The 22,987-nt window shown below is 46.9% G+C and carries 22 protein-coding genes; 12 read left to right on the top strand and 10 right to left on the bottom strand.

The window, feature by feature from the left end:
- Positions 1-17 precede the first annotated feature (17 nt).
- From A1OO_RS22255 to queF, 3 genes are all read right to left on the bottom strand, one after another.
- Positions 18-1,574, bottom strand: coding sequence for a GGDEF domain-containing protein (locus A1OO_RS22255; protein ID WP_016959405.1), 1,557 nt, complete (start codon positions 1,572-1,574; stop codon positions 18-20).
- A 131-nt stretch (positions 1,575-1,705) separates the two neighbouring features.
- Positions 1,706-3,976, bottom strand: a complete 2,271-nt coding sequence (locus A1OO_RS22250; protein WP_017004475.1) for a GGDEF domain-containing protein — start codon at positions 3,974-3,976, stop codon at positions 1,706-1,708.
- A 65-nt stretch (positions 3,977-4,041) separates the two neighbouring features.
- A complete protein-coding gene (queF, locus tag A1OO_RS22245) occupies positions 4,042-4,887 on the bottom strand; it encodes an NADPH-dependent 7-cyano-7-deazaguanine reductase QueF (protein WP_017004474.1) in 846 nt (281 codons plus the stop codon).
- A gap of 62 nt (positions 4,888-4,949) precedes the next feature.
- On the opposite strand from queF, the gene syd reads away from it, so the two are divergent.
- On the top strand, positions 4,950-5,495 hold the full coding sequence (syd, locus tag A1OO_RS22240) for a SecY-interacting protein (protein ID WP_017004473.1): 546 nt from the start codon (positions 4,950-4,952) through the stop codon (positions 5,493-5,495).
- A 5-nt stretch (positions 5,496-5,500) separates the two neighbouring features.
- Positions 5,501-6,274, top strand: a complete 774-nt coding sequence (locus A1OO_RS22235; protein WP_016959411.1) for a Zn-ribbon-containing protein — start codon at positions 5,501-5,503, stop codon at positions 6,272-6,274.
- 12 nt (positions 6,275-6,286) lie between these two features.
- Here A1OO_RS22235 and A1OO_RS22230 read toward each other — a convergent pair whose 3' ends face one another.
- From A1OO_RS22230 to A1OO_RS22215, 4 genes are all read right to left on the bottom strand, one after another.
- A complete protein-coding gene (locus A1OO_RS22230) occupies positions 6,287-6,580 on the bottom strand; it encodes a hypothetical protein (protein WP_017004472.1) in 294 nt (97 codons plus the stop codon).
- A 79-nt stretch (positions 6,581-6,659) separates the two neighbouring features.
- Positions 6,660-6,893 (bottom strand): DUF2789 family protein, encoded by a 234-nt coding sequence (locus tag A1OO_RS22225; RefSeq protein ID WP_017004471.1) that lies wholly within the window; start codon positions 6,891-6,893, stop codon positions 6,660-6,662.
- Between the two features lie 1,591 nt (positions 6,894-8,484).
- A complete protein-coding gene (locus A1OO_RS22220; protein WP_016959415.1) occupies positions 8,485-8,793 on the bottom strand; it encodes a DUF3301 domain-containing protein in 309 nt (102 codons plus the stop codon).
- Entirely contained in the window at positions 8,790-9,833 is a 1,044-nt protein-coding gene (locus A1OO_RS22215) for a DUF3549 family protein (RefSeq protein ID WP_016959416.1), read from the bottom strand. The genes A1OO_RS22220 and A1OO_RS22215 overlap by 4 nt, the downstream gene beginning before the upstream one ends.
- Positions 9,834-10,009: 176 nt before the next feature.
- Here A1OO_RS22215 and A1OO_RS23390 point away from each other — a divergent pair, with 176 nt between their 5' ends.
- Complete coding sequence (locus A1OO_RS23390) at positions 10,010-10,336, top strand: YqcC family protein (protein ID WP_026023997.1); 327 nt, start codon at positions 10,010-10,012, stop codon at positions 10,334-10,336.
- 6 nt (positions 10,337-10,342) lie between these two features.
- Positions 10,343-11,074, top strand: coding sequence for a tRNA pseudouridine(65) synthase TruC (gene truC / locus A1OO_RS22205; protein ID WP_016959418.1), 732 nt, complete (start codon positions 10,343-10,345; stop codon positions 11,072-11,074).
- Between the two features lie 85 nt (positions 11,075-11,159).
- Here truC and A1OO_RS22200 read toward each other — a convergent pair whose 3' ends face one another.
- From A1OO_RS22200 to map, 3 genes are all read right to left on the bottom strand, one after another.
- On the bottom strand, positions 11,160-11,537 hold the full coding sequence (locus A1OO_RS22200; RefSeq protein WP_016958012.1) for a DUF3461 family protein: 378 nt from the start codon (positions 11,535-11,537) through the stop codon (positions 11,160-11,162).
- Positions 11,538-11,704: 167 nt separating this feature from the next.
- On the bottom strand, positions 11,705-14,326 hold the full coding sequence (glnD, locus tag A1OO_RS22195) for a bifunctional uridylyltransferase/uridylyl-removing protein GlnD (protein ID WP_017004469.1): 2,622 nt from the start codon (positions 14,324-14,326) through the stop codon (positions 11,705-11,707).
- Positions 14,327-14,386: 60 nt separating this feature from the next.
- Entirely contained in the window at positions 14,387-15,184 is a 798-nt protein-coding gene (gene map / locus A1OO_RS22190; protein ID WP_016958014.1) for a type I methionyl aminopeptidase, read from the bottom strand.
- Positions 15,185-15,503: 319 nt separating this feature from the next.
- Here map and rpsB point away from each other — a divergent pair, with 319 nt between their 5' ends.
- The 8 genes from rpsB (at position 15,504) to rseP (ending at position 22,957) form a co-directional block, all read left to right on the top strand.
- The gene (rpsB, locus tag A1OO_RS22185) at positions 15,504-16,232 is read left to right on the top strand and encodes a 30S ribosomal protein S2 (RefSeq protein WP_016958016.1); all 729 of its coding nucleotides are present in this window, start codon (positions 15,504-15,506) and stop codon (positions 16,230-16,232) included.
- Between the two features lie 130 nt (positions 16,233-16,362).
- Positions 16,363-17,208 (top strand): translation elongation factor Ts, encoded by an 846-nt coding sequence (gene tsf / locus A1OO_RS22180; protein ID WP_016958017.1) that lies wholly within the window; start codon positions 16,363-16,365, stop codon positions 17,206-17,208.
- A gap of 86 nt (positions 17,209-17,294) precedes the next feature.
- Positions 17,295-18,023 (top strand): UMP kinase, encoded by a 729-nt coding sequence (gene pyrH, locus A1OO_RS22175; protein WP_016958018.1) that lies wholly within the window; start codon positions 17,295-17,297, stop codon positions 18,021-18,023.
- A gap of 56 nt (positions 18,024-18,079) precedes the next feature.
- Positions 18,080-18,637, top strand: a complete 558-nt coding sequence (gene frr / locus A1OO_RS22170; RefSeq protein ID WP_016958019.1) for a ribosome recycling factor — start codon at positions 18,080-18,082, stop codon at positions 18,635-18,637.
- A gap of 75 nt (positions 18,638-18,712) precedes the next feature.
- Positions 18,713-19,483, top strand: a complete 771-nt coding sequence (locus A1OO_RS22165) for an isoprenyl transferase (RefSeq protein WP_017004467.1) — start codon at positions 18,713-18,715, stop codon at positions 19,481-19,483.
- A gap of 10 nt (positions 19,484-19,493) precedes the next feature.
- A complete protein-coding gene (locus A1OO_RS22160; RefSeq protein WP_017004466.1) occupies positions 19,494-20,342 on the top strand; it encodes a phosphatidate cytidylyltransferase in 849 nt (282 codons plus the stop codon).
- Between the two features lie 66 nt (positions 20,343-20,408).
- A complete protein-coding gene (gene ispC / locus A1OO_RS22155; RefSeq protein WP_016958022.1) occupies positions 20,409-21,605 on the top strand; it encodes a 1-deoxy-D-xylulose-5-phosphate reductoisomerase in 1,197 nt (398 codons plus the stop codon).
- Positions 21,602-22,957: a sigma E protease regulator RseP gene (gene rseP, locus A1OO_RS22150; RefSeq protein ID WP_017004465.1), complete on the top strand. Its 1,356-nt coding sequence runs from the start codon at positions 21,602-21,604 to the stop codon at positions 22,955-22,957. The genes ispC and rseP overlap by 4 nt, the downstream gene beginning before the upstream one ends.
- The last annotated feature ends 30 nt before the right edge of the window (positions 22,958-22,987 follow it).

The following is a 22,987-nucleotide window of genomic DNA, read 5'->3' as shown; positions in this document are numbered from 1 at the left end:
AATCGTTAAAGTGGGGATTATGCCCACACCAATTTGTTGCGACCGTTGTGTTTAGCGTTATATAGCGCATTGTCAGCACGCTCAAGCACTTCGACGGTATTATCATTTTCTCTAAACATACTGGCACCAATAGAAACCGTCACCGTCAAGCGGCTGTCTTTGAACTTAAAGGGCAGTTTGGCGACAGTTTCACGTACTTTAGTAAGCAGTGTTTTTCGGGTTTCTTCGTCTGCATCGGGCAGCAACACCACGAACTCTTCGCCACCAAATCGCGCGATAAAGTCGGTGTCACGTAAACACTGATGAATGGTTCGTGCGACAACCTTGAGAACTTTATCACCCACTAGATGTCCGTACTGGTCATTGACACTCTTAAAGTGGTCGATATCAATCATGGCAAGGCAAAATGGTGTTTCGTAGCGAATCCAGCAGCGGTACTCGTGCTCCAAGCGGTCATCCAGAGCCGCTCGGTTATAGACCTTGGTGAGCGGGTCTAACAGCAGTTTACGCTCTTGATCGCCCAGACGACGGCGGTAGTCCATGGTTTGCTGATACAAGGCATCCAGTTTCTGCTCGTTATGCTGAAGCTGTTCTAGCAGTTGCTGCTCGCGTTCTTCAAGTTCTCTGTTACGCGCGACCAATGATTCAAGGTTTACTGATACCTGAGATATTTTAGGGCGCAGAATTTCGAGAGACTCAGCCTCTCTAAGCTGAGATTGAATCGTTTCTACAGATGAAGCGAGCTCATCATTGAGTGAACTTCGTTGTGATGAAATGGCTTGAGAGCTATCAATAGAGCGGCCATTGTGACGCTGAAGAACCGATAAATCTTCGTTGATCTGAGACAAAAATACTTGTGAAGATTTACGCTCGTTTCGGGTGCCATCAAGAATGAGTTGGACAGATTCAAGCGTTAGCTCAAGCAGGGTTTGTGAATCCGGAGTCAGTAGAAGTCGACTTCTAATATCCAGCAGTTTGTCGCCCACTTCACCGTCAAAATCGAGTTCGGTGATGAGATGTTGTAGTTCAGTACAAAGTTGGTGGATGCGATCGATGTTCAGAAGATCTTTGGCAGAAAGCCCATTTGAAGGCAGAGACAGCAATTTGAGTGCACGTTCGTATAGTTGTAGCAGTGCCACAATTTTATGGTGACCATCTTGTTGTTGATTGTCAGGGTTAATCAGTAAGTTACGGAGATCACGTTTTAACTGTGCAGGGAGGCCTGGCAAACACTTGAGCGTTTCACCACTTTGCTGAAATTGGCATTCCAGTGCGTCTTTGGCTTTCTCCGTTGCCTGATTATGTCTGTTGACCATTCGCTCTACCAATGCAAGTTGAGGGATCAATCTACTGACATCATCCTGACTGTCAATATCACGTCGTATCTGAGACAACCGCTCGTTGAGCTGTGGGTCTTCATGCGCTTGAGAGGCGGCGATAAGGCGTGAAATGAGCCTTTTTAAGATCGTCGCTTCGCGCCGGGATTTAAGTGCTAAATCCCGGAATACCAGCTGAGAGTGCTGCAACTTTTCTTTCAGTGTAATGACGTCTTCATCTGACGAGAAGTTGGACATAAATACGACTATATCTCCAAACCCCCGTCTAGAGCGCACTTGCACCGACTATTGGGGCTGATAAATAACAAGCGCTCACGCGCAACGCCTAGCTATAACGGTTTATTGCCTGCTTTATCAATAAATTGGCGTTAGTTTTTGTCAGATTCGTGAACCGTCTGCCAGTTAATCTCGCCATGTGCTGAAGTTTTGACCTTAAGCAACCCCGTACTTATGCCATCTAAACAGGCTTGGCGAACGTTGTTATTCGCGAAACAAGCGGCGGGAGTTGAGTCAATTGCGCTGATATGAACCCATTGGCTAGAGTGCTGGGTTTTGCAGGCCTGACGGGCGGCACTGGTTGCCATTAGCAGGATGTCGATAAGCTCCTTGTCGTTGATTGACGTGAAGGCGCGAGGAAGGAAAGGGTAGTCGGCCATACCAACGCGTAGACGGTTATCAACGTCACTGAGTCCAGATTCTTGGACAAAGCCATCCACCAACATTTGAATTTTGGTGGCCAATTTTTCGGGGGCATTCAGGGTTTCGGCGTTGGGCTCAATATAAATGAACATGGCATCCGAAAAGTGATAGAGACGTGCTGGTTTCTGGAGACGTGATTTTAGGTAATCTCCCATTTTTCGTTCTAACTCTAAACCTTGGTGGTAGCCATGCTGCAGATAAACCACTTTTAGAAACGGCACTTCGAACATGGCAAAGCTGAGTTTATCGCTTAGTGGTTCATGGATCATTTCACCTAAATACCATTGCTCAAAATGTGCACTGCTTTTGGCGAGTGAATTCGACAATCTGTCGTTGAGCATTCGCAAGTTACGTAAGCCACTTCGCGGGTGAGTATAAAGTTCTTTTCGAAGCTCCTGCAATTGCTCTAATCGCATGCCTGCCGCACGGTTTCTCAACACTAATACGAGCAGCAACACGCTCAAGCTGCCCAAAAGAAATAGGTTAATCTTCTTTTGTTCAACAATGGTTTGTGTGTCGTCTGCATGCTTTTTCTGCATGTCATCAAACTGAAGTTGACGCTCAATAACGCGCTGCCGGTGCTTAAACGACTCAACTTCTTGGATCTGGCGTTTTTTCTCATCACGCTTGTTGAGTCGATCATAATGACGTTGGAAGTGCAGTGCGTTGTCGAAGTCGTCTTTTTGCTCATAGGCCTGTGATAAGCGCGCAAGGCTTTCAAGCATTAGAGGACGGTTTTTCAATGTTTCAGCATGACTTAGTGCTTGTTTGAGGGCCTCTATGGCGATGTCAGTCTGTAGGGTAAGAAATGCTTGTTCACCTTTTACAAGAAGCGCTTGGGAAAGCTCCTCGATAAGCGAGGAATGTTCAGCAATCTCTATGGCGTTATTGACGTACTCTTCAGCTTGCGGATAGCTCTGTAATTTGAGGTATGTGTTGGCGATAGCCACGTTGATGTCGGCGATGTTCACGGTGCGAGAGAGCATGGTTTCAAGCTCTAACGCATTGAAATAATGAACCAATGCAAAGTTATAGCGGCCTTGTTGGCTATAAATCGCGGCGAGAAGTGTCTGTGTTTCGGATAAGCCGCGCTTCAAATCGTAGTGCTCGTAGAACTCCGCCGCTTGGTTTGCATGTTGAAGTGCTTTATCAAGCACGCCTTGTTGTTGATACAGTTTGGTTAACGAGATATTCGCACTGGCGATTTGCACCGCGAAATCATTTTCACTGGCTTGCCAGTAAGCGCTAAGTAATTCCGATAATGCACGTTCGTAAGAGTTAATACTGAGGAAATAATTACCCAGTGCGATTTGATAACGCACTTTGTGTTTTAAGTCTGGTGTCTCACCTAACGCTTTGAGCGCAGCATTAAATTGCGCAATGCTCTGTTGCTCGTCTTCTTGTGTGGTGACAATGATGGCATTAAGTAACGAAGCTTCAAATCTCAAACGCTCAATTCGGCAAGATTGCATGTCATCGAGTAGCGATAATTCGGCGAGCAGAGACTTTACAAGGTCTTGTGCGGCGTCAGGGTTATTGTTGAGAGAATACAACAGCGAGGTTTCGGCCAATGTCACTTCTAAAGTGGCTCGCTTTAATTCGTTGCTTTGTGCGACTGATTTTGCCTTTGCCAGTTCTGCCCACGCCGCCTCTCGATGGCCTAGCGCTCCATGCGCCTTTGCGGCGATCAAATGGGCGTGCACGGTATTTAGCGGGGTTCGAATAGAACGATCTGCGTCATTGTTGCTGTGTGGGCGATTCGTGCTGTCAGATAATCGACGTTGCATGAGGTAGCGTTCAGTCACTTGCAAAGCTTGCTCTGGCGAGGTTTGCAGCAAGGCATCTGCTTCCGTCAGGATTGGCGTTGAATTGAGCTTAGCGCTGACTGTAGCGCTCATTAGCAGCGAAAAGAAAAGCAGTGCGGTTGTCAAAAATCGCATGATTGGCTGAGTCTATGGTAGTGAAGATACAGGCCCAGATACGAGATACTGAGCCTGCTTCAGGGTTATTGACGAGCGAGTCGGTTGTTTTCGCTTGGCGTTTTACCCATGTTAGTACGATATGGGTTGATATCCAAACCACCACGACGTGTGTAACGTGCATAGACGGTTAACATCTCAGGCTGGCAGTACGTCATGAGATCGGTAAATATGCGTTCGACACATTGTTCATGAAACTCATTATGACGACGGAACGACACAATATAACGCAGTAGTTTCTCGCGATTAATTCGCGGGCCTTTATACGCAATGCGCACTGACCCCCAATCTGGCTGATTGGTGATCAGACAGTTTGATTTCAATAGATCGCTGTTAAGGGTTTCGCTGACGATAGGTCCTTCAGCTGCATCTTCGAGGATGCTCGAGTCAAAGGCATAGCCAGTAATCTCAATATCTTGATCATCGATGTTCTCACCGCCAAGCGCGACAACGGGCGTATTGCTGAATTCATCGAGAGGTAAGATGGTGACATCGACATCTTCACCCGCACAGGCCGACAAATCTTTAGCCAGTGTATCCACGACTTTTTGCCAGTTTTCAAAACGGGTTTGATTGAAGCTGTTTAAATAGAGTTTGAATGACTTGGATTCAATCAGGTTCGGGCTGGTGGCGGAAAGACGCACTTCACCGATGGCCACCTGAGGCAGTCCTTTAGCATTAAGCCAGGATAATTCGTAGAGCGTCCAAATGTCGTAGCCGGTAAAAGGCAGCGAGTCCCCCAAATTAAGGTCATCGCGGTTAAGGCTACGCGGAACGGGTTGCAGCAGTTCAGGGGCGTAGTGCTCCTGATAGTCCGTTTTCTGTCCTAATGTCAGGCCAGCAAGTTCTTTTGCATCTTGATATTTGCTCATACGGTTTTGCCACGGATCGATTAGAATGCGCAAAGTTTACTGAATCTTGAGGAATCTTGCTAATGAATCACTCTGTCACTAACGCGCTTTGGTCGTTTAGCGAGCGCTTTGTCGATGCTTGGAATGCGCAACATGGCTCTCAGCCACAGAGCGATGCTTATCGTGGGCTCATATCGCCTTGCGTGGTTCAAGAAACCGATGACGTTGTGATCTGGCAGCCTGTTAAGCGCGATGAGCGTGCAGATTTCAGCAATGTTGAAGACGGCATTGGAATTAGTTTGCATGATGATATTAAGGCTTTTTATGCGGGTCTTTATTGTGGCGATATGTCCGCAACGTTGAATGGTCAGCCACTTGAGCTTATTCAGGTATGGAGTGACGAAGACTTGCCGCGCCTGCAAGAAAATATGCTTGGTCACTTGTTGATGCAAAAGCGCCTAAAGCAAAACCCAACCGTGTTCATCGCCTCGACCGATGATGAGCTGGACCTAGTGTCCATTTGCAATGTAAGCGGCGAAGTCATCAAAGAACGAATCGGAACCAAAGAGCGCAGTGTGCTTGCGCCCGATGTCGTTACCTTTCTTAGCTTGTTGACGCCTGAGGTTTAACAATTATGTACGTGGTAGAACTGACATTCGAATGTTTTGATGACACGACGATTTCAGCGGTTGATCGCGCGGTCAATGGGCTGATGGATACCTTGCGCTACAACGGGCAAGTATTAGGTCGAGAGTTTCCGATGGTCATGGGGGATGGGGTGTTTCATGTTCGCGCAGTGTGCCCAGAAAAAGACAGCCTCAATCCAAAACACCACAGCCCACAGGTGGCACTAAAAATTCGTCAGCTGTCTGATGCGGGTTTATTGTCGCCTAAGCTTAAAGTACTTGGGCGTGACATCAATTCTGAAGAAAGTGCGCTAGACGAAGATCGCTCTTGGCAGGTGCTTTACACCACGTATGTACATACTTGTTCACCGCTTCGCTGTGGTGAAACACTGTTGCCTATTCCCTTATATCGCCTTCCTGCGACCTTCAATGGCGATCATAAAGCGGAAGTGAAATGGCAAACTGAGTGGCAGGCGTGTGATGAAATTCAGATGGCGGGTGCGTTTAAAGCGGAGTATGCGGCACTGGCTGAAATCCAGGACGCGGATAGTCTGCTGTTTCGAAAGGGCTGGGAAATTAGAGGTCGCATCGAGCATTTAACCAAGGTGCCGACATATTATTATCAGTATCGAGTGGGCGGAAAAAGTGCGGAGTCTGAGCTGGGCAGAAAATGCCCAAAATGCGGAGGTGACTGGTTGCTTGAGCAGCCCCTCCATGATGTGTTTCATTTCAAATGCGATACATGTCGAATAGTGTCTAACTTGTCGTGGGACTTTCAATAATCGCCTAAAGAGCTAGCTCTCACTGTTGTTTTTGCTGTGTTGTTCCAATGCATCAAGTCGTTGGGTCAACACTCTCACTTGAGCCTCCAACGCTTCGATTCTTGCATCGGCATCGTTTACTTTCTCGATTATCTCTATCTTCGGTACTTTGCCGTTTTTTTTCCAACGCTGCAGCGCACTGATGATCAGCGGCATAGGCACGGATTGATTCAAGCGGCTTTTGACTAAAGCAACCGTCGGTTCTTTGCCTTCGCGCAAAAGTGCCTCAATGGCTTGCTGCAATGCGGGAGTGAAATCAGTGCTCATGGTGTTTTTCCTTTCCATCAAACCTTTACTGTCCATCAAGAATGTACCAGCGTAACTAGGAATGATGAATACAGGAAGTTTATGCCTTACGCAATAAGGTATCGAGGGTATCAATTTGTTCTACCCAGTCAGCGTCTTGTGATTTTGCTTCTTCTAAAAATTGACGTTGACTGGTTGTCCAGAACGCTGCCGCAGGCAAACTTTCACTGTCAGAAAGTGAATGCTTGTTGATAAAGTCCCGGATAGCAGCGTCGTCTTCGGGCAAGCCAAGCTGCAGAAAAAGGTGTGCTAAGTTGTGATCAAATACTTCCATCGGCAATGCCCTCCTTAAAGTGTTCAGAAAGTATAGAAGCTGGTTTGGCAAGGTGTCCTTACCGCTTGTGAGAGATCTCTTACAAAGGGGTAAGATTATACTGCTTTCTTCAATGTTAATCTCTAAGGTTGATTAATTAATTAGTTTAAAATCAATGCCTTAATTAATCTTGGTCGACGAGTAATTCAAAGTGAGAGATCGATCAGTTAATCATGGCTTGTGTAGAAAATTGATTCGCGTAATCTTTGCGGTGTCGGAAGGATACTGACACACGGAACAGGAACTAACACCACGGACTTGGTAAGCTCAGGATGAGCAGGTAACGCAAGGATTGTGTTACTAGCAAGGAATGCGGCATTAGGGACACGGATGGAACCGTAGCAGTAGATAGGATATTTACTGGTCAGGAAGACACTTAGGACAACCCAGGATGGGGGCTTAAGGAATCACTTCAGGATGAAGTTAAGGACACCCTCAGGATGAGGACGAGAATCGAGACAGGATGACTCGACGGGTCAAGGTAAGACCGAAGGACACCTCCAGGACGGAGAGATAAGGATTGAGCTGAAGGATTCGGCCACTGATCATGGAATGATGCAGGGAGCACATTCGTAGCAGGATAGCTGCAAGTAAGACCTCAGGGCACGACGAAAGTCGTGCCCGTTCTTGTTTATGGCAATTGGCTTTTCTTCACTGTGACTTTCATCCCCAACTTTCTTCTTCGTTTATTCTAAAAGCTTCACGCTACTTCTTGTGGTGAAACCACTCAAAACCATTCAAGTTACCTACAAATTAGCAACAACTCGGATAGATAAACTGATTGGGCTCTACTACACCTGAAAACTCAGCATGTTGATCCTGTGGTGAACGCTCACAACCTTGTGAGATATCTCTTACAAACGCGTGGGATTCTACTGTTTTTAGTGTTGATATAGGAAGTGAGTGAAATTTAAATGTGTTAAAAAACATGTACTTAACCGTTTTACCGTTTTGCCTGTTGTAAAGTGTGAGTTCAATCACCTTGGGGTTGGTTGTTTTGAAATGAAGTTCGCGTAATCTTTGCGGTGTCGGAAGGATGCTGACATACGGAACAGGAACTAACACCACGGACTTGGTAAGCTCAGGATGAGCAGGTAACGCAAGGATTGTGTTACTAGCAAGGAATGCGGCATTAGGGACACGGATGGAACCGTAGCAGTAGATAGGATATTTACTGGTCAGGAAGACACTTAGGACAACCCAGGATGGGGGCTTAAGGAATCACTTCAGGATGAAGTTAAGGACACCCTCAGGATGAGGACGAGAATCGAGACAGGATGACTCGACGGGTCAAGGTAAGACCGAAGGACACCTCCAGGACGGAGAGATAAGGATTGAGCTGAAGGATTCGGCCACTGATCATGGAATGATGCAGGGAGCACATTCGTAGCAGGATAGCTGCAAGTAAGACCTCAGGGCACGACGAAAGTCGTGCCCGTTCTTGTTTTAGAAGAGTAAAAAGTAAAGCAGTTGCGATATATGAGAAGGAAAAAGCGAGAGCTTGATTTTTCACGTGTAGTGGCAAAGCTCTCTCGAAACTCAAACTATCAATTTACTCTTCAACCATTGGATAGGCAGGCATGTACACTTCCTGCAAGCGCATTCCTTGCATTACCGCATAGCCTTGATAGCAATCCAATCCATTAACCGAAAATTCGAAATAGTATCGAGTTTGTACATTTAGTGGGCCTTTAGGCCAGCCGAACGTATGGTTGCCGCGCGCAATGGACAGCAGTTGCACGTTAATTTGCTGACATCGACGTTGGATATATTGCTTTGCTAGTTCGCTTTGACGGCGTTGCTGCCAGAAGAGACTAGCAACAACCGCGATAAGGATGATCCAAAATAAATCTGCAATCATGATGATGCCTTGACGTGTTCTTGCAAGTGTTGAACCGCATTCATTAGCTCAGTTGACGCACTGCCGTGCAATAAAGCCAGTACTTGAGGACGAAGTGATGGGATCATGACGAGATCAGCAACCATTTGTTGGAAAAAAGCCTGATCGCTTTGTTCTGCTACGGCAATAAGGAAGGCGTCTAACAAAGTATCGTTGGCCAGAGACTGCCAGCATCGCCCAGCAATAGCGATTAACATCTCGCGGTGTCGCAGCGCGGGGATGGCAAGCATGCGCTCAATGACCGATTGACATTTTTCTGGAGAGGCCCCCGCTAACGCTCGAACATGCGCGGCAAGCAGAAACAGATCGGCGTTGCCAGCAGCCAAAATCGTATCCATGCATTCTTCAATCCTTTCAGCCAATGCGTCAGGAATATCACAATGTTCTAAACAGCCAAGCAGGGCGTATTTAGGTGTGTCTGGCATATTGCTCATGGCTTTGCGAATGCGCGTCGCGTTGTTATGGCGTTCCATTCTCACGCTAAGATCAGCAAGCCCTTGCAAGCCAACGCCTTGCCATTTATCCCATCCTAACTCGCCTGACATATAGTGCTGGGCATGATCATAATATTGGCTAGCAGGCTGTTGTAACTTGTCCGTTAAGAAAGCATGGAACATCGCTTTCTTGTCATCTTGTGGCTTGAACGTGTAGGGATTGGCCGCCAGTTTTTCTTGCTCTTCTTCTGTCAGCGTTTTATCGAAACTCGCGCCCATTGCTTGCGCAACATACTGGATAAAATTGCCCAGTGCGGCTTGTTGCAGGAGTCCTCGTTCATCTAGTGGCATTTTCAAAAACCAAATCCAAGGTGTTTGATTGGGTTGCCAGAATGCGATACCCATGTGCGCATGCTGCTGAGCAGGAAACGGGTACGCAACGCGATTTTCTTCAATGGCAGTGAAGTCTTTGTTACTGATTTCAGTAACGCGTCGGCTAAGGTCAAAAGCCAAAAATTCACAGTTTGCCTGACTGAAAATGGCGTTGAGAGAAAGCGTATTTTCCATGATAACTTCTAAATAACCTGGCCGTCGTTGGCGGAGAGCGAAAGGCGTTCATTATCCATCCCTGCCTGAATGTTGGTGGGAATGGCTATCGGCCTTTTCACTGCATGTGATGAATGATGATATGCTTGCGCGATATTGAAATTTCAACCCATGTTGCCAAAGAAGAGGGCAATTTTATGAGTAAACACCAAGACGTTGAGGTGCTACTCGCACAGTTGCAGCGAGAACTTGAGCGCAATGGCCACTGGCAAGTTGCTTCTCCCTCTGTCGAAGCGTTGGCGAGCACGGAGCCGTTTGCGATTGATACCCTGACATGTACCGAGTGGTTACAATGGATTTTCATTCCTAAAATGCAGTTTTTTATTGAGCATATGCATCCACTTCCCGTTTCGTTTTCTATCTCTCCTTATGTAGAAGAGGCACTTCAAGGTGCGCAAGGTCACGAGGAAATTACGCGCGTGTCCATCGATATTGATGCCCTTTTTTCTCTTTCTTCGCAGTGATCATTTATGCAAATTGAACTTGAAATTATCTACCGTGATGAATGGCTGATTGCCGTGAATAAACCTTCAGGGATGCTTGTGCATCGCTCTTGGTTGGACAAAGGCGAAACCCGGTTTGTGATGCAAACCCTTCGCGATCAAATTGGGCAACATGTTTATCCACTCCATCGATTAGATCGACCGACATCGGGGGTGCTTTTGTTTGCTTTGTCTTCTGAGATGGCGTCGCAAATGATGCCAAAATTTGCCGGTCGTGATATTCACAAAACGTACCATGCGATTGTGCGTGGTTGGATACAAGAAGGGGCAACCCTGGATTATCCACTCAAAGAAGAGTTGGATAAAATCGCCGATAAAAAAGCAACAAAAGAACCAGAAGCGAAAGAAGCGATTACTGAATATCAGCCCATTGCACACGCGGAGTTACCGATTGCGATGGGACGTTACCAAAGTTGTCGCTATACCTTGGTGGAAATGAAGCCACACACAGGACGCAAACATCAACTTCGTCGTCATATGCATCACTTGAGCCACCATATCGTTGGTGACGTGAATCATGGTGATGGCAGGCACAACAGATTGTTCCGTGACGAATTTGAGTGCCATCAACTCCTGCTTCATGCATCACGCACGCAGTTTGAACATCCAGTGACGGGCGAAGACATTGTCATTGAAGCGTCGATCGATCCGGTTTGGCGCAGAGTGCTAGAAGGTTTGGGGTTAGGCAATAGACTTTAAAAAGAAACTAACGCATGGTTGTTAAACCTAAAAACCGCCTGAAATGGCGGTTTTTTCTAGGTATCTTGCGCGAAACTCGAAACGTCTACAGCTTCTCTAGATCTGATTCGATCTCTGCGATCTTGCTTGCAACGACTTTCTCTAAGTGGCGAAGGTCTCGCAGGATTTTCTTCTTCACATCTTGTTCGCCTTGTTCTTTTCTGACGATTTTATCTAGCTCATCAACCACCAGAGATAAGCTGCGGTTGATCTCGGTGACTTCACGGAAGCGACCGCTGCCGCTGTCTACGACCACATTCTTACGCTGGCGTGGGTATTTAAATTTGACGCTTTTGGCAAAAAGTTCGCCTTTCGTTTTATGAAAGTAGATCTTCAGTGTGTCTGAGTTCGCCTCCTGACGGAGGGTATAGCGCTCGATGTTTTCTGGATGTTCGATACCGATATTCTTTAGATTCTGATACATAACTGCCTCTTTACGTACACACTGAACATGAATTTTTTTGCTCGATTCATACCACTTTAGCAGCAGCGTTTAGGTACACCCAATAGCAGGAATGATCAATGTCTGAGACTTGTGGTCGAGATCGCCTAAAATGCTGAATATGAGAATAAATCCAGTTTCATGTGCGCTTAACTCACATCACTCAGCGCATCAAATAAGGCTTCTCTTAATGCCTGCTGTGTTTCTTCGGTCAATGCTTGTCTTTCACCATCAGTGACGATGAAGAAATCCTCTGCACGTTCGCCAATCGTAGTGATTTTGGCCGCTTGCAATGACACCTTTTGGCGAGCAAATACCGCACCGACACGAGCGAGTAATCCAGGCATATCTAAAGCAACCAATTCAAGTAAGGTGCGTCTACCTGTGCGAGTCGGCAAGAAGGTCACTTGGGTTTTTACATTGAATGCCATCAGTTTGCGCGGTGCGCGACGCACCGGAATAGTAATCGCACCGTCTTGCATTAATGCAAGCGTGACGCCTTCGCGAATTTTTTCGTGACGATCTGCAGAAATCGCGTCGTTGTTAGCGTCGAGTACCATAAAAGTATCGAGCGCGAAGCCATCTTTACTGGTCATGATTTGTGCGTCATGGACACTAAGGTTTTTCTTATCTAGCGATGCCACTACTCGTGCAAAAAGGCTGGGTCTATCTTCGCTATACACAAAAATCTCGGTGCCGCCGCGGGTGGCGTTTTTGCTTACCAGTACCAATGGTTCATTGCTATGGTGATGCAAAATATGTTCACTGTGCCAAGCGATTTGCTTGTGAGTATGGCGTAGAAAATAATCGGCTTTGAAACGCTGCCACAACAGCTCAATCTCTCGTGGCGTGTGACCGTGTTTACGTAGCAGTGCAGACGCGAGATGTTGATTGTGACGGATGCGTTCACGCACATCTGGCGGGTTTTCTAATCCGCGGCGCAGCGCTTTTTGCGTTGAATAGTAAAGTTCGGCCAGCAGGGTACGCTTCCAACTATTCCAAAGCTCTGGATTGGTGGCGTTAATGTCCGCCACGGTAAGGCAGATTAGGTAATCGAGTCGCTCTTCATCCCGTACTTTTTGCGCAAATTCTGTGATGACTTCTGGGTCATAGATATCACGGCGTTGAGCCGTCACTGACATGAGAAGGTGATTCCCCACTAACCAGCTCACTAAATTGGCTTCTGGGCGTGAAAAACCGTGTTCAATACAGAAGCCATACGCTTCTTCTGCACCTATAACAGAATGGTCGCCGCCGCGGCCTTTGCCTATGTCATGAAAAATGGCGGCAAGTAACAAAAGCTCCGGTTTTGCCAAGCGATTATATACATCACAACAAATAGGGTGCTTGTCGCGGTTCTCGTCTTGGCTGTATCCGTTGATGTGCTTTAACAGGCGAACCGTGTGCTCGTCCACGGTATAGGCGTGGAACAGGTCAAATTGCATCTGACCGACAATTTGACTCCATTGCGGTAGGTAAGCAGACAACACCCCATGTTTATGCATGAGTGGGAAAGCTTTGTGCAGGGCATTGGTATGACGGGTCAGCTCAATAAATTTTTCTTTGGCTTCTGGGATGTCACACAAAAAGCGATTCAGACGACGACGTGCGGTACGAAGTTGGCGAAGCGTCGGTGCGGAAATCGACTCGATGGATTTGTCATTCGCAATGTGCAGGAACATATCCATGATGCTCTCTGGTCGAGCTTGAAACAGGGCGGGTTTCCGCGCTTCAATTTGGCGGCCTCGACGCTGAAAGTCATCACTTAATATTTCTATTTTTTTGCTGTTAGGTTCGTCTTCTATCGCTATTTCGAATAAGCGGATTAGCATTTTATTGAGTTCAGACACTCTTCCCAGTGTGCGGTAGAAGTCCTTCATCATGAGTTCAATACCCCGGTTGCCGTCGCCTTGATAACCCAGTGTTTCGGCCACTGAGGGTTGGTGAGAAAACGTGAGGCGGTTATCGTAACGTCGTAGCTCAAGGTGAAGGGCAAAGCGAATGCGCCAGAGCATGGTTTGACACTCGTCAAGCTCACGAAATTCAGCATCAGTCAGAAAGCCGTATTTGCTCATTTCACGTAGACTGGTGGCGCCGAAATGACGGCGAGCAATCCAACTTAGTGTGTGGATGTCACGAAGTCCACCCGGACTGGATTTGATATCAGGTTCGAGGTTATAAGCCGTATCATGATAACGAGCATGACGCTGTTTTTGCTCCATCACTTTCGCATTGAAGAATTTCGCACTTGGCCAAAAGTGTTCGGAATGGATCTGGGTTTTCAGTTCGTGATAAATACGTTCGCTGCCACAAAGTAGACGCGCTTCTTGAAGGTTGGTGGCAACCGTCAGATCATCCAAACCGACGTCGATACATTCTTTGAGTGTTCGCACGGCATGGCCGACTTCGAGCTTGAGATCCCAAAGCAAGGTGATAAATTCGCTAATGCGACCTTGATAATCTTTATCAAGCCCCCCTTCACTTAAGACCAACAAATCAATGTCCGATAGGGGGTGAAGCTCTCGGCGCCCATACCCGCCAACGGCGATAAGGGAAAGGTTTGGATGATGGTCAAAGTTGTAGTGTTGCCAAAGGCGTGACAGCAAGGCGTCAAAATAATCCGAGCGCTGATAAACCAAATCGTTCACCGACCCGCGATTCAAAAACGTGTTTTTTTGGTCTTCACCGAAAAGTACCAATTGGTTTTTAAGTTCAGCGAGGTTGAGTTGCTCCGCTGTCAGGTCTGATGGTTCGCACAACACGTCGTTCATTATCTTCCTTGAATCTTGCCAAAATAAAAAAGTCGGCGCTTAGGCCGACATTTTTGAAGCTTATGCGTTATTCAAAATGCGTGGCAGTTTTTCGTCACTGCGCAGAGTGAGAATTTCACATCCGGTATCCGTGACCAAAATGGTGTGTTCCCATTGTGCCGATTTTTTCTTATCGGCGGTATAGACAGTCCAGCCATCATTGTCGTCCAATTCAGTGTTGAATTTTCCGGCGTTAATCATTGGCTCGATAGTGAAGCACATCCCAGCCTTAATCACTGTGCGATCGCTGTTCTTGTAGTGAACGACCTGCGGCTCTTCATGAAATTCGGCGCCAATACCATGGCCACAGTAATCTTTAACGATAGAGTAACGCTTAGGACGGTTTTTGATGAATTTCTGAATTTCAGTGCCAAGGTCACCAATTCTTGCGCCCGGCTTAACTTTCTTCAGCGCTTGGTAGAGGCTTTCTTGAGCAACGTGACACAGAGCTTTGTCTTCAGCGGTGACGTCACCGACCAAAAACATCTTTGAAGTGTCGCCATGATAACCATCTTTGATAACCGTGATATCAATGTTGATGATGTCGCCATCTTTCAACACATCTGATGGTGTCGGGATACCATGACATACCACATGGTTTATGGACGTGCATATTGATTTAGGAAAGCCATGATAGTTGAGCGGTGCTGGGATCGCGTTTTGCGTTTCCGTGATGTATTTGTGGCAAATGTCGTCCAACTCTTCAGTGGTAACGCCTGCTTTTACATGCGGTTCGATCATCTCTAGCACGTCAGCAGCAAGGCGGCCGGCCTCACGCATTTTTTCGATTTCTTCAGCTGATTTTATAGTGACGCTCATTGCTTTCTCTCAGTTAGCTCCCTTCGATAAAACAAAGGAGGAATGGAATGCTATCGCTACATATTATCAATCGCATCGCCTTGTGGAAACCTTACTCGTTAGACGAGATGTTTTTTTATACTGGATTTGAGGGGCGTTTTTATGGTATAAAGCGCGCCGAAATGCGCCTTCTTGGTTAATCTGAATTTCAGGTTCTATGTTGGTGGTTTCAACAATACAATTAACTTAACTCACACACATATCGACACATGCGCCGGGGTGCCCTTTGCGGGTCGGCTGTATGGGATATGTGGAGGCCTAACCCCGAGAGGATTTTTAAATGGCTACTGTTTCAATGCGCGACATGCTTAAAGCTGGTGTTCACTTTGGTCACCAAACCCGTTACTGGAACCCTAAGATGAAGCCTTTCATCTTTGGTGCACGTAACAAGGTTCATATCATTAACCTAGAAAAAACTGTACCAATGTTCAACAAAGTACTTGGCGAACTGACTAAAGTTGGTGAGCGTAAAGGTAAAGTACTTTTCGTTGGTACTAAGCGTGCCGCTAGCGAATCTGTTAAAACAGCAGCAGAAAGCTGTGACCAGTACTTCGTGAACAACCGCTGGTTAGGCGGTATGTTGACTAACTGGAAAACTGTTCGTCTGTCAATCAAGCGCCTTAAAGAGCTAGAAGTTCAAGCAACTGACGGTACTTTTGAGAAGCTGACTAAGAAAGAAGCCCTGATGCGTACCCGCGAAATGGAGAAACTTGAAAAATCTCTGGGTGGTATCAAAAACATGGGTGGTCTTCCAGACGCACTGTTCGTTATCGATGCTGATCACGAGCACATTGCTATTAAAGAAGCAAACAACCTGGGTATCCCAGTGTACGCGGTAGTTGATACCAACTCTGACCCGGATGGCGTTGATTTGGTTATCCCAGGTAACGACGATGCAATCCGTGCAGTTCAACTGTACCTGAACGCTGCAGCTCAGTCTTACTCTGAAGGCCGTAGCCAGGACATCGTAGCTCAAGCTGAAGACGAGCTAGTTGAAGTCGCTGAGTAATACAATTGCTCCTTGTGAGCGTTCTTAGCCATCAGGCTGTCATGAACGGCACTGTAAGCTAAGTAGGTTAGCAGGGGCCAATATATGGCCCCTGATTTTTACCCAAAAGTTTCGAATCGAGGATTGAACAATGGCAACTGTTACCGCTGCCCTGGTTAAAGAACTGCGTGAGCGTACTGCCGCAGGTATGATGGAATGTAAGAAGGCGCTTGTTGAAAGCAACGGCGACATCGAACTAGCAATCGAAAACATGCGCAAAAGTGGCGCTGCGAAAGCTGCTAAGAAAGCAGGTAACATCGCAGCCGAAGGCACTATCATCATCAAAGATGCTGACGGTGTTGCAGCTCTTGTTGAAGTTAACTGCCAAACTGACTTCGTTGCTAAAGACAGCAGCTTCACTGCATTTGCAAACGAAGTTGCAGACGCGGCTCTAGCTTCTAAAGCGACTGTAGAAGAACTGCAAGCGCAATTTGAAGATGCACGTATCGCTCTAGTAACTAAGATCGGTGAAAACATCTCTATCCGTCGTGTTAACTACGTTGAAGGCGTATCAATCGCTTCTTACCGTCACGGCGAGCGTATTGGTGTTGTTGTTGCTGGTGAAGGCGACGCAGAAGTTCTTAAGCACGTTGCTATGCACGTTGCTGCTTCTAAACCAGAATACGTTAACCCATCTGACGTACCCGCTGACGTAGTAGCGAAAGAACAACAAATCCAAGTTGAAATCGCGATGAATGAAGGCAAGCCTCAAGAAATCGCTGAGAAAATGGTTGTTGGCCGCATGAAGAAATTCACCGGTGAAGTTTCTCTAACGGGTCAACCATTCATCATGGAACCTAAGAAATCTGTTGGCGAATTCTTGAAAGAGAAAGGCGCATCAGTTTCTAACTTCGTTCGCCTAGAAGTAGGTGAAGGTATCGAGAAAGCTCCAGAAATGAGCTTCGCAGATGAAGTAGCTGCAGTTCAAAAAGGTTAATCCTTTTTCAGAACCCAAAAGACCGCAGAATCCTGCGGTCTTTTTACAATCCCATCCGTAGACGCAAGTGCCTAAAGGTAGTGATAATGACTACAAACCCAAAACCAGCTTATCAACGAATTTTGCTTAAATTGAGCGGCGAAGCGCTGCAAGGAAAGGAAGGGTTCGGTATCGATCCCGCTGTGCTTGACCGTATGGCTCAAGAAATCAAAGAACTGGTTGAACTAGGTGTCCAAGTTGGCTTGGTTATCGGCGGTGGCAATCTATTCCGTGGAGCAGGTCTTGCCGAAGCAGGTATGAACCGGGTTGTGGGTGACCACATGGGTATGCTGGCCACTGTGATGAACGGTCTGGCGATGCGTGATGCGTTACACCGTGCCTATGTGAATGCAAGAGTAATGTCAGCAATCCCTCTGCAGGGTGTGTGTGACAGCTACAACTGGGCTGAAGCTATTAGTCAGCTTCGCAATGGTCGCGTGGTAATTTTCTCTGCAGGTACCGGTAATCCATTCTTCACTACTGACTCAGCGGCGTGTTTGCGCGGTATTGAAATCGAGTCAGACATCGTGATCAAAGCCACCAAGGTTGATGGTGTATTTACCGATGATCCAGCGAAAAACCCAGATGCGGAGCTTTACAGCCACCTCACTTACCAAGACGTGCTAGAAAAAGAATTGAAAGTGATGGACTTAGCTGCCTTCACTTTGGCACGTGATCACAAGATGCCGATGCGTGTATTTAACATGAATAAGCCAGGTGCTTTGCGCCGAGTTGTGATGGGTGAGCAAGAAGGCACACTAATTAATAACGGTTAATCAAAATTAGTGGCATAATCCGCTAATTAGAAAAAAGAATCTTCAAGGATAATCTCGTGATCAATGAAATTAACGCAGATGCAAAAGAACGCATGCAAAAAAGCGTTGAAGCGCTGAAGAGTACTCTGTCTAAAATCCGTACAGGTCGTGCGCATCCTGCACTACTTGATGGTCTGTCAGTTGACTATTACGGCGCATCAACACCGTTGAAGCAATTGGCTTCTATTGTTGCTGAAGATGCACGTACATTGGCGATTACTGTTTTTGATAGATCGGTAATTCAAGCTGTTGAAAAAGCAATCATGACATCTAGCCTGGGTTTAAACCCAATGTCAGCTGGTGCGGTTATCCGCGTTCCATTGCCTCCGTTGACAGAAGAGCGTCGTCGTGATCTGGTTAAGATCGTTCGCGCTGAAGCTGAACAAGGCCGTGTGGCTGTACGTAATATTCGTCGTGACGCCAACAGTGACCTTAAAGGCCTGTTGAAAGACAAAGACATCTCAGAAGATGACGAGCGTCGCGGTCAAGACGATATTCAGAAGCTGACAGATGCTGCCGTTAAAGATATTGACGTGATTCTTGAAGCGAAAGAAAAAGAGTTGATGGAAGTCTAATTCCGGCTACACTCTGATTCCATTGCCAAAGCGCTGTGCTAGCAGTACAGCGCTTTTTAATTGCGAAGGATAATGATGAGCTCCCAATCTTCCTATCTAGAGATAGATCCTAGTCTGCTTCCAAAACATATTGCCGTCATTATGGACGGGAATGGCCGTTGGGCAAAAGCACGAGGCAAAGCCCGAATGTTTGGGCACAAAGCCGGTGTTGATGCTGTTCGAAAGACGGTTTCTACTGCCAATAGCCTCGGCATTCAAGTGTTAACCCTGTTTGCATTCAGCAGTGAAAACTGGCGACGTCCAGAAGAAGAAGTCAGCCTATTGATGGAGCTATTTGTCACGGTTCTGGGACGTGAAGTGAAACGCCTTCATAAAAATGGCGTAAGGCTCAAGGTAATCGGCGATACATCGCGATTCAGCAAGTCATTGCAGGATAAGATTGCTGCAGCTGAAGCACTGACGGAAAGCAATTCAGGGCTAACATTGAACATTGCTGCCAATTACGGCGGGCAATGGGATATTTTTCAATCGGTACAAAAGCTGGCTGGTCAGGTTGAGCGAGGAGAAATTCTAGCCGATCAACTGACAGAAGCTGACATCCAAGCACATTTGACAACATCGAGCTTGCCAGATGTGGACTTGATGATTCGAACCAGTGGAGAATGTCGCATCAGTAATTTTATGTTGTGGCAGGCAGCTTATGCAGAGCTGTATTTTACTGAACAATTTTGGCCCGACTTCGATGAGACCAGTCTTACTGAAGCCATTGCTTGGTTTATCAACCGCGAGCGCCGTTTTGGCTGCACCGGTGAGCAAGTTAAGGCCATGTTACAAGTAGAAAAATAGAGGGTTTCGTTTGCTGAAACAACGTGTCTTAACGGCTTCTGTGTTAGCGCCATTAGTTATCGCAGGTATCTTTTTTTTGCCGTTTCAACTTTTCATTATTGCCGTGGCCAGCGTTACCCTGCTTGGTCACTGGGAATGGACTAAATTTGTCGCATCGTCTTCTCGTGTAGGAGCGTTTGCTTTACCTGCTATTGTCCTTCTTGGTTCTGCGTTCTTGTTGCCAGTGACAGGAAACGGGTTGGATATGTCTTCGTTTAATGGTGGCGCAATTGCGTTAGCGGGTGCACTTTGGTGGCTACTCGCAACGGGCATGGTATTGAAATATCCCAAAGGAGCGAGTTGGTGGGCTAACAATGCTGCACTGCAACAAGGCTTTGGCGTATTAACCTTGCTACCATTTTTATGGAGCGTACTGTTACTGCGAGCATACGACTATGAGCTTGAGCCTTATCTTGGTGCCAAACTGGTATTAATCGTGTGTTTGCTCGTGTGGTCTGCAGATACGGGGGCTTACTTTGCAGGAAAGCGCTTCGGTAAGCGCAAGATGGCACCGTCTGTGAGTCCTAACAAAACGGTTGAAGGCCTCATTGGTGGTTTGATTGCTTCTGTTGCTGTCACCATTGGTGCAGCGCAATATTTTTCAATTCCGTTCTCTTCACTTCCCATGCTTGGCCTCGTTGCGCTGGTGACTTCGTTTGCCTCCGTACTTGGCGATTTAGCTGAAAGCATGTTCAAGCGTGTTGCTGGCGTGAAAGACAGCGGGAGTATTCTTCCTGGTCATGGTGGGATACTCGATAGAATTGACAGTCTGACAGCCGCATTTCCAGTTTTCACTGTATTGTATTTCTGGTTGGCTTAAAGGAATCACCGGCCTTGGGCCGGTGATTCGCATTCTGGCTGGGCGAAACAATGATTAGAGTTTTCTATGCATAATTTAACGATTCTTGGTGCAACGGGTTCTATTGGAACCAGTACGTTAGCTGTAGTTGAAAAGAATCCTTCGGCATATTCAGTATTTGCGCTCGCTGCAAACGCGAATGTCAACGAAATGATTGTGCTGTGTCTTAAGTGGAAACCGACGTTTGCCGCTATGGCAGATGAAGTTGCGGCCAAATCATTACGTTTGGCGCTAAAAAATCAAGGCTGCAAAACGGAAGTATTAAGTGGCATTGATGGCTTGTGCGCGATAGCTTCACATGACGATGTTGATACCGTCATGGCGGCTGTTGTTGGTGCGGCGGGTCTAATGCCAACGATGGCAGCCGTAAAAGCTGGAAAACGTATATTACTCGCAAACAAAGAAGCGTTGGTGATGTCAGGGCAGTTTTTTATTGACGCTGTACATCAATATGGTGCTCAGTTGCTACCTGTTGATAGTGAACACAATGCCATTTTTCAATGCTTGCCTACCTCAATTCAAGCTAATCCAGGGATCTGCGATCTTGCCTCTGAAGGTGTAAGTAAAATTTTACTTACAGGCTCTGGCGGCCCTTTTCGCTATACCAATATCAATGCATTACGCGATGTAACACCTGCTCAGGCTATTGCACATCCTAATTGGTCGATGGGGCCAAAAATTTCTGTTGATTCTGCCACTATGATGAACAAGGGATTGGAATACATCGAGGCACGTTGGTTATTCAATGCCAAGCGTGATCAACTCGATGTCATTATTCATCCTCAGTCAGTGATCCATTCTATGGTTCAATACCGTGATGGTTCAGTCATGGCACAGATGGGACTCCCAGATATGTGTACGCCGATTGCCTATGCTATGGCGTATCCTGGACGAATTGATGCTGGTGTGAAGCCTCTCGATTTTAGCGAGATTGGTGAGTTTACCTTTTTAAAACCAGATCTTGACCGCTATCCGTGTCTGAAGCTCGCGATTGATGCTTGCTACGTTGGGCAGGCTGCAACGACAACGCTTAACGCTGCGAATGAAGTGGCTGTGGACGCATTTCTCAATGGTCGCGTAGGTTTTATGCAGATTGCTGAAATCAACGATGCTGTGTTACAACGGGCTGAGCTTCAGGAACCATCAAACATGGAAAGTCTACTCGACATAGATACTAAGGCGCGTTTAATGGCACAAGATTGTATTACGAGGTCGGGACGATGAGCGGCATCCTCTGGAATTTATTCTTCTTTATTATTGCTCTTGGCATTCTGGTTGCCGTGCATGAGTATGGCCATTTCTGGGTAGCGAGACGATGTGGCGTTAAAGTTGAGCGTTTCTCAATTGGCTTTGGTAAAGCACTTTGGCAGCGTGTTGGCAAAGATGGTACTGAATACACCATCGCCATGATCCCGTTAGGTGGCTATGTCAAAATGCTGGATGAGCGCGTTGACGACGTGCCTGCCGATCAAAAAGAAATGGCATTTAACAACCGTCCTCTTTGGCAGCGTAGCGCCATCGTGGCCGCAGGGCCTGCGGCTAATTTTCTGTTTGCTATCGTCGCATATTGGTTAGTGATGATCATAGGCATACCGGCGGTTAAGCCAGTAATTGGTGAGGTAGCTCCCCAATCTATTACGGCACAAGCCGGAATCGAAAGTGGCATGGAACTTACTGCGGTATCTGGTATCAAAACGCCAGATTGGGAGTCGGTTAACTTGCAACTTATCTCGCACATTGGCGATGACGAGATGACGATGTCAGTGCTGCCAAGTGAAAGCGCTGGTTACACTGTCGATAAATCATTGGATTTGTCTTCTTGGTCCTTCGACCCTGAATCCGAATCGGCGCTTCGCACCTTGGGAGTTACCCCGTTTACGCCCGACATCACCAATGTGATCGCACAAGTGGTGGAAGGTAGCGCAGCGGAGCGTGTGGGTTTACGTGAAGGTGACAAATTACTCACGGTCGACGGTCAACCTATTGAGAGCTGGGATGTTGTGGTGAGTGTGATTCGTGCCCACCCAGAGATGTCGCTGCCAATGACTGTTCTGCGAGATGGACGTGAGTTAGAATTAGCGCTGACGCCAGATGCTCGAGAGCACGGTGACACACGCGTAGGTTATGCTGGCTTTGCCCCACAAGTAGGTGAATGGCCAGAGACTTACCGGTTTACGTTGCAGTATGGTCCATTGGATGCCATTCCAGCTGCCATAGATAAAACATGGCAAATTGTGGTACTGACTGCACAAATGATTAAAAAGTTGTTCACGGGCGATGTGGCTGTGAAAAACTTGAGTGGGCCTATCTCAATTGCGAAAGGTGCAGGGATGACCGCAGACTTCGGTCTGGTATACTTTCTCGGTTTTCTCGCGCTGATTAGCGTGAATTTAGGCATTATTAACCTGTTACCGTTACCGGTTCTTGACGGCGGGCACCTGTTGTTTTTTGGCATAGAAGCCGTAACACGCCGCCCTGTTTCTGAACGTGTACAGGATATGGGATATCGGGTTGGTTCAGCCATTATCGTGGTACTGATGGGCGTGGCATTATTTAACGATTTTGCCCGTCTATAAAAATCAGCGTATAGCAAGGAACACTCAGAG

Origin of the sequence: Enterovibrio norvegicus FF-33, from assembly GCF_000286835.2 — a bacterium.
GTDB lineage: Bacteria > Pseudomonadota > Gammaproteobacteria > Enterobacterales > Vibrionaceae > Enterovibrio > Enterovibrio norvegicus_A.
Note: the sequence above shows the minus strand (reverse complement) of the source record. Positions and strands in the feature narration are given on the sequence as shown.

Bases quoted from the DNA above. Each gene is read 5' to 3' on its own strand.
- A1OO_RS23390 (WP_026023997.1), top strand. From the start codon at position 10,010: ATGAGTAAACACCAAGACGTTGAGGTGCTACTCGCACAGTTGCAGCGA.
- rseP (WP_017004465.1), top strand. From the start codon at position 21,602: ATGAGCGGCATCCTCTGGAATTTATTCTTCTTTATTATTGCTCTTGGC.
- A1OO_RS22165 (WP_017004467.1), top strand. From the start codon at position 18,713: ATGAGCTCCCAATCTTCCTATCTAGAGATAGATCCTAGTCTGCTTCCA.
- truC (WP_016959418.1), top strand. From the start codon at position 10,343: ATGCAAATTGAACTTGAAATTATCTACCGTGATGAATGGCTGATTGCC.
- ispC (WP_016958022.1), top strand. From the start codon at position 20,409: ATGCATAATTTAACGATTCTTGGTGCAACGGGTTCTATTGGAACCAGT.
- pyrH (WP_016958018.1), top strand. From the start codon at position 17,295: ATGACTACAAACCCAAAACCAGCTTATCAACGAATTTTGCTTAAATTG.
- A1OO_RS22250 (WP_017004475.1), bottom strand. From the start codon at position 3,976: ATGCGATTTTTGACAACCGCACTGCTTTTCTTTTCGCTGCTAATGAGC.
- map (WP_016958014.1), bottom strand. From the start codon at position 15,184: ATGAGCGTCACTATAAAATCAGCTGAAGAAATCGAAAAAATGCGTGAG.
- A1OO_RS22225 (WP_017004471.1), bottom strand. From the start codon at position 6,893: ATGGAAGTATTTGATCACAACTTAGCACACCTTTTTCTGCAGCTTGGC.
- A1OO_RS22220 (WP_016959415.1), bottom strand. From the start codon at position 8,793: ATGATTGCAGATTTATTTTGGATCATCCTTATCGCGGTTGTTGCTAGT.
- rpsB (WP_016958016.1), top strand. From the start codon at position 15,504: ATGGCTACTGTTTCAATGCGCGACATGCTTAAAGCTGGTGTTCACTTT.
- A1OO_RS22215 (WP_016959416.1), bottom strand. From the start codon at position 9,833: ATGGAAAATACGCTTTCTCTCAACGCCATTTTCAGTCAGGCAAACTGT.
- syd (WP_017004473.1), top strand. From the start codon at position 4,950: ATGAATCACTCTGTCACTAACGCGCTTTGGTCGTTTAGCGAGCGCTTT.
- tsf (WP_016958017.1), top strand. From the start codon at position 16,363: ATGGCAACTGTTACCGCTGCCCTGGTTAAAGAACTGCGTGAGCGTACT.
- A1OO_RS22255 (WP_016959405.1), bottom strand. From the start codon at position 1,574: ATGTCCAACTTCTCGTCAGATGAAGACGTCATTACACTGAAAGAAAAG.
- A1OO_RS22235 (WP_016959411.1), top strand. From the start codon at position 5,501: ATGTACGTGGTAGAACTGACATTCGAATGTTTTGATGACACGACGATT.
- A1OO_RS22230 (WP_017004472.1), bottom strand. From the start codon at position 6,580: ATGAGCACTGATTTCACTCCCGCATTGCAGCAAGCCATTGAGGCACTT.
- queF (WP_017004474.1), bottom strand. From the start codon at position 4,887: ATGAGCAAATATCAAGATGCAAAAGAACTTGCTGGCCTGACATTAGGA.
- A1OO_RS22200 (WP_016958012.1), bottom strand. From the start codon at position 11,537: ATGTATCAGAATCTAAAGAATATCGGTATCGAACATCCAGAAAACATC.
- glnD (WP_017004469.1), bottom strand. From the start codon at position 14,326: ATGAACGACGTGTTGTGCGAACCATCAGACCTGACAGCGGAGCAACTC.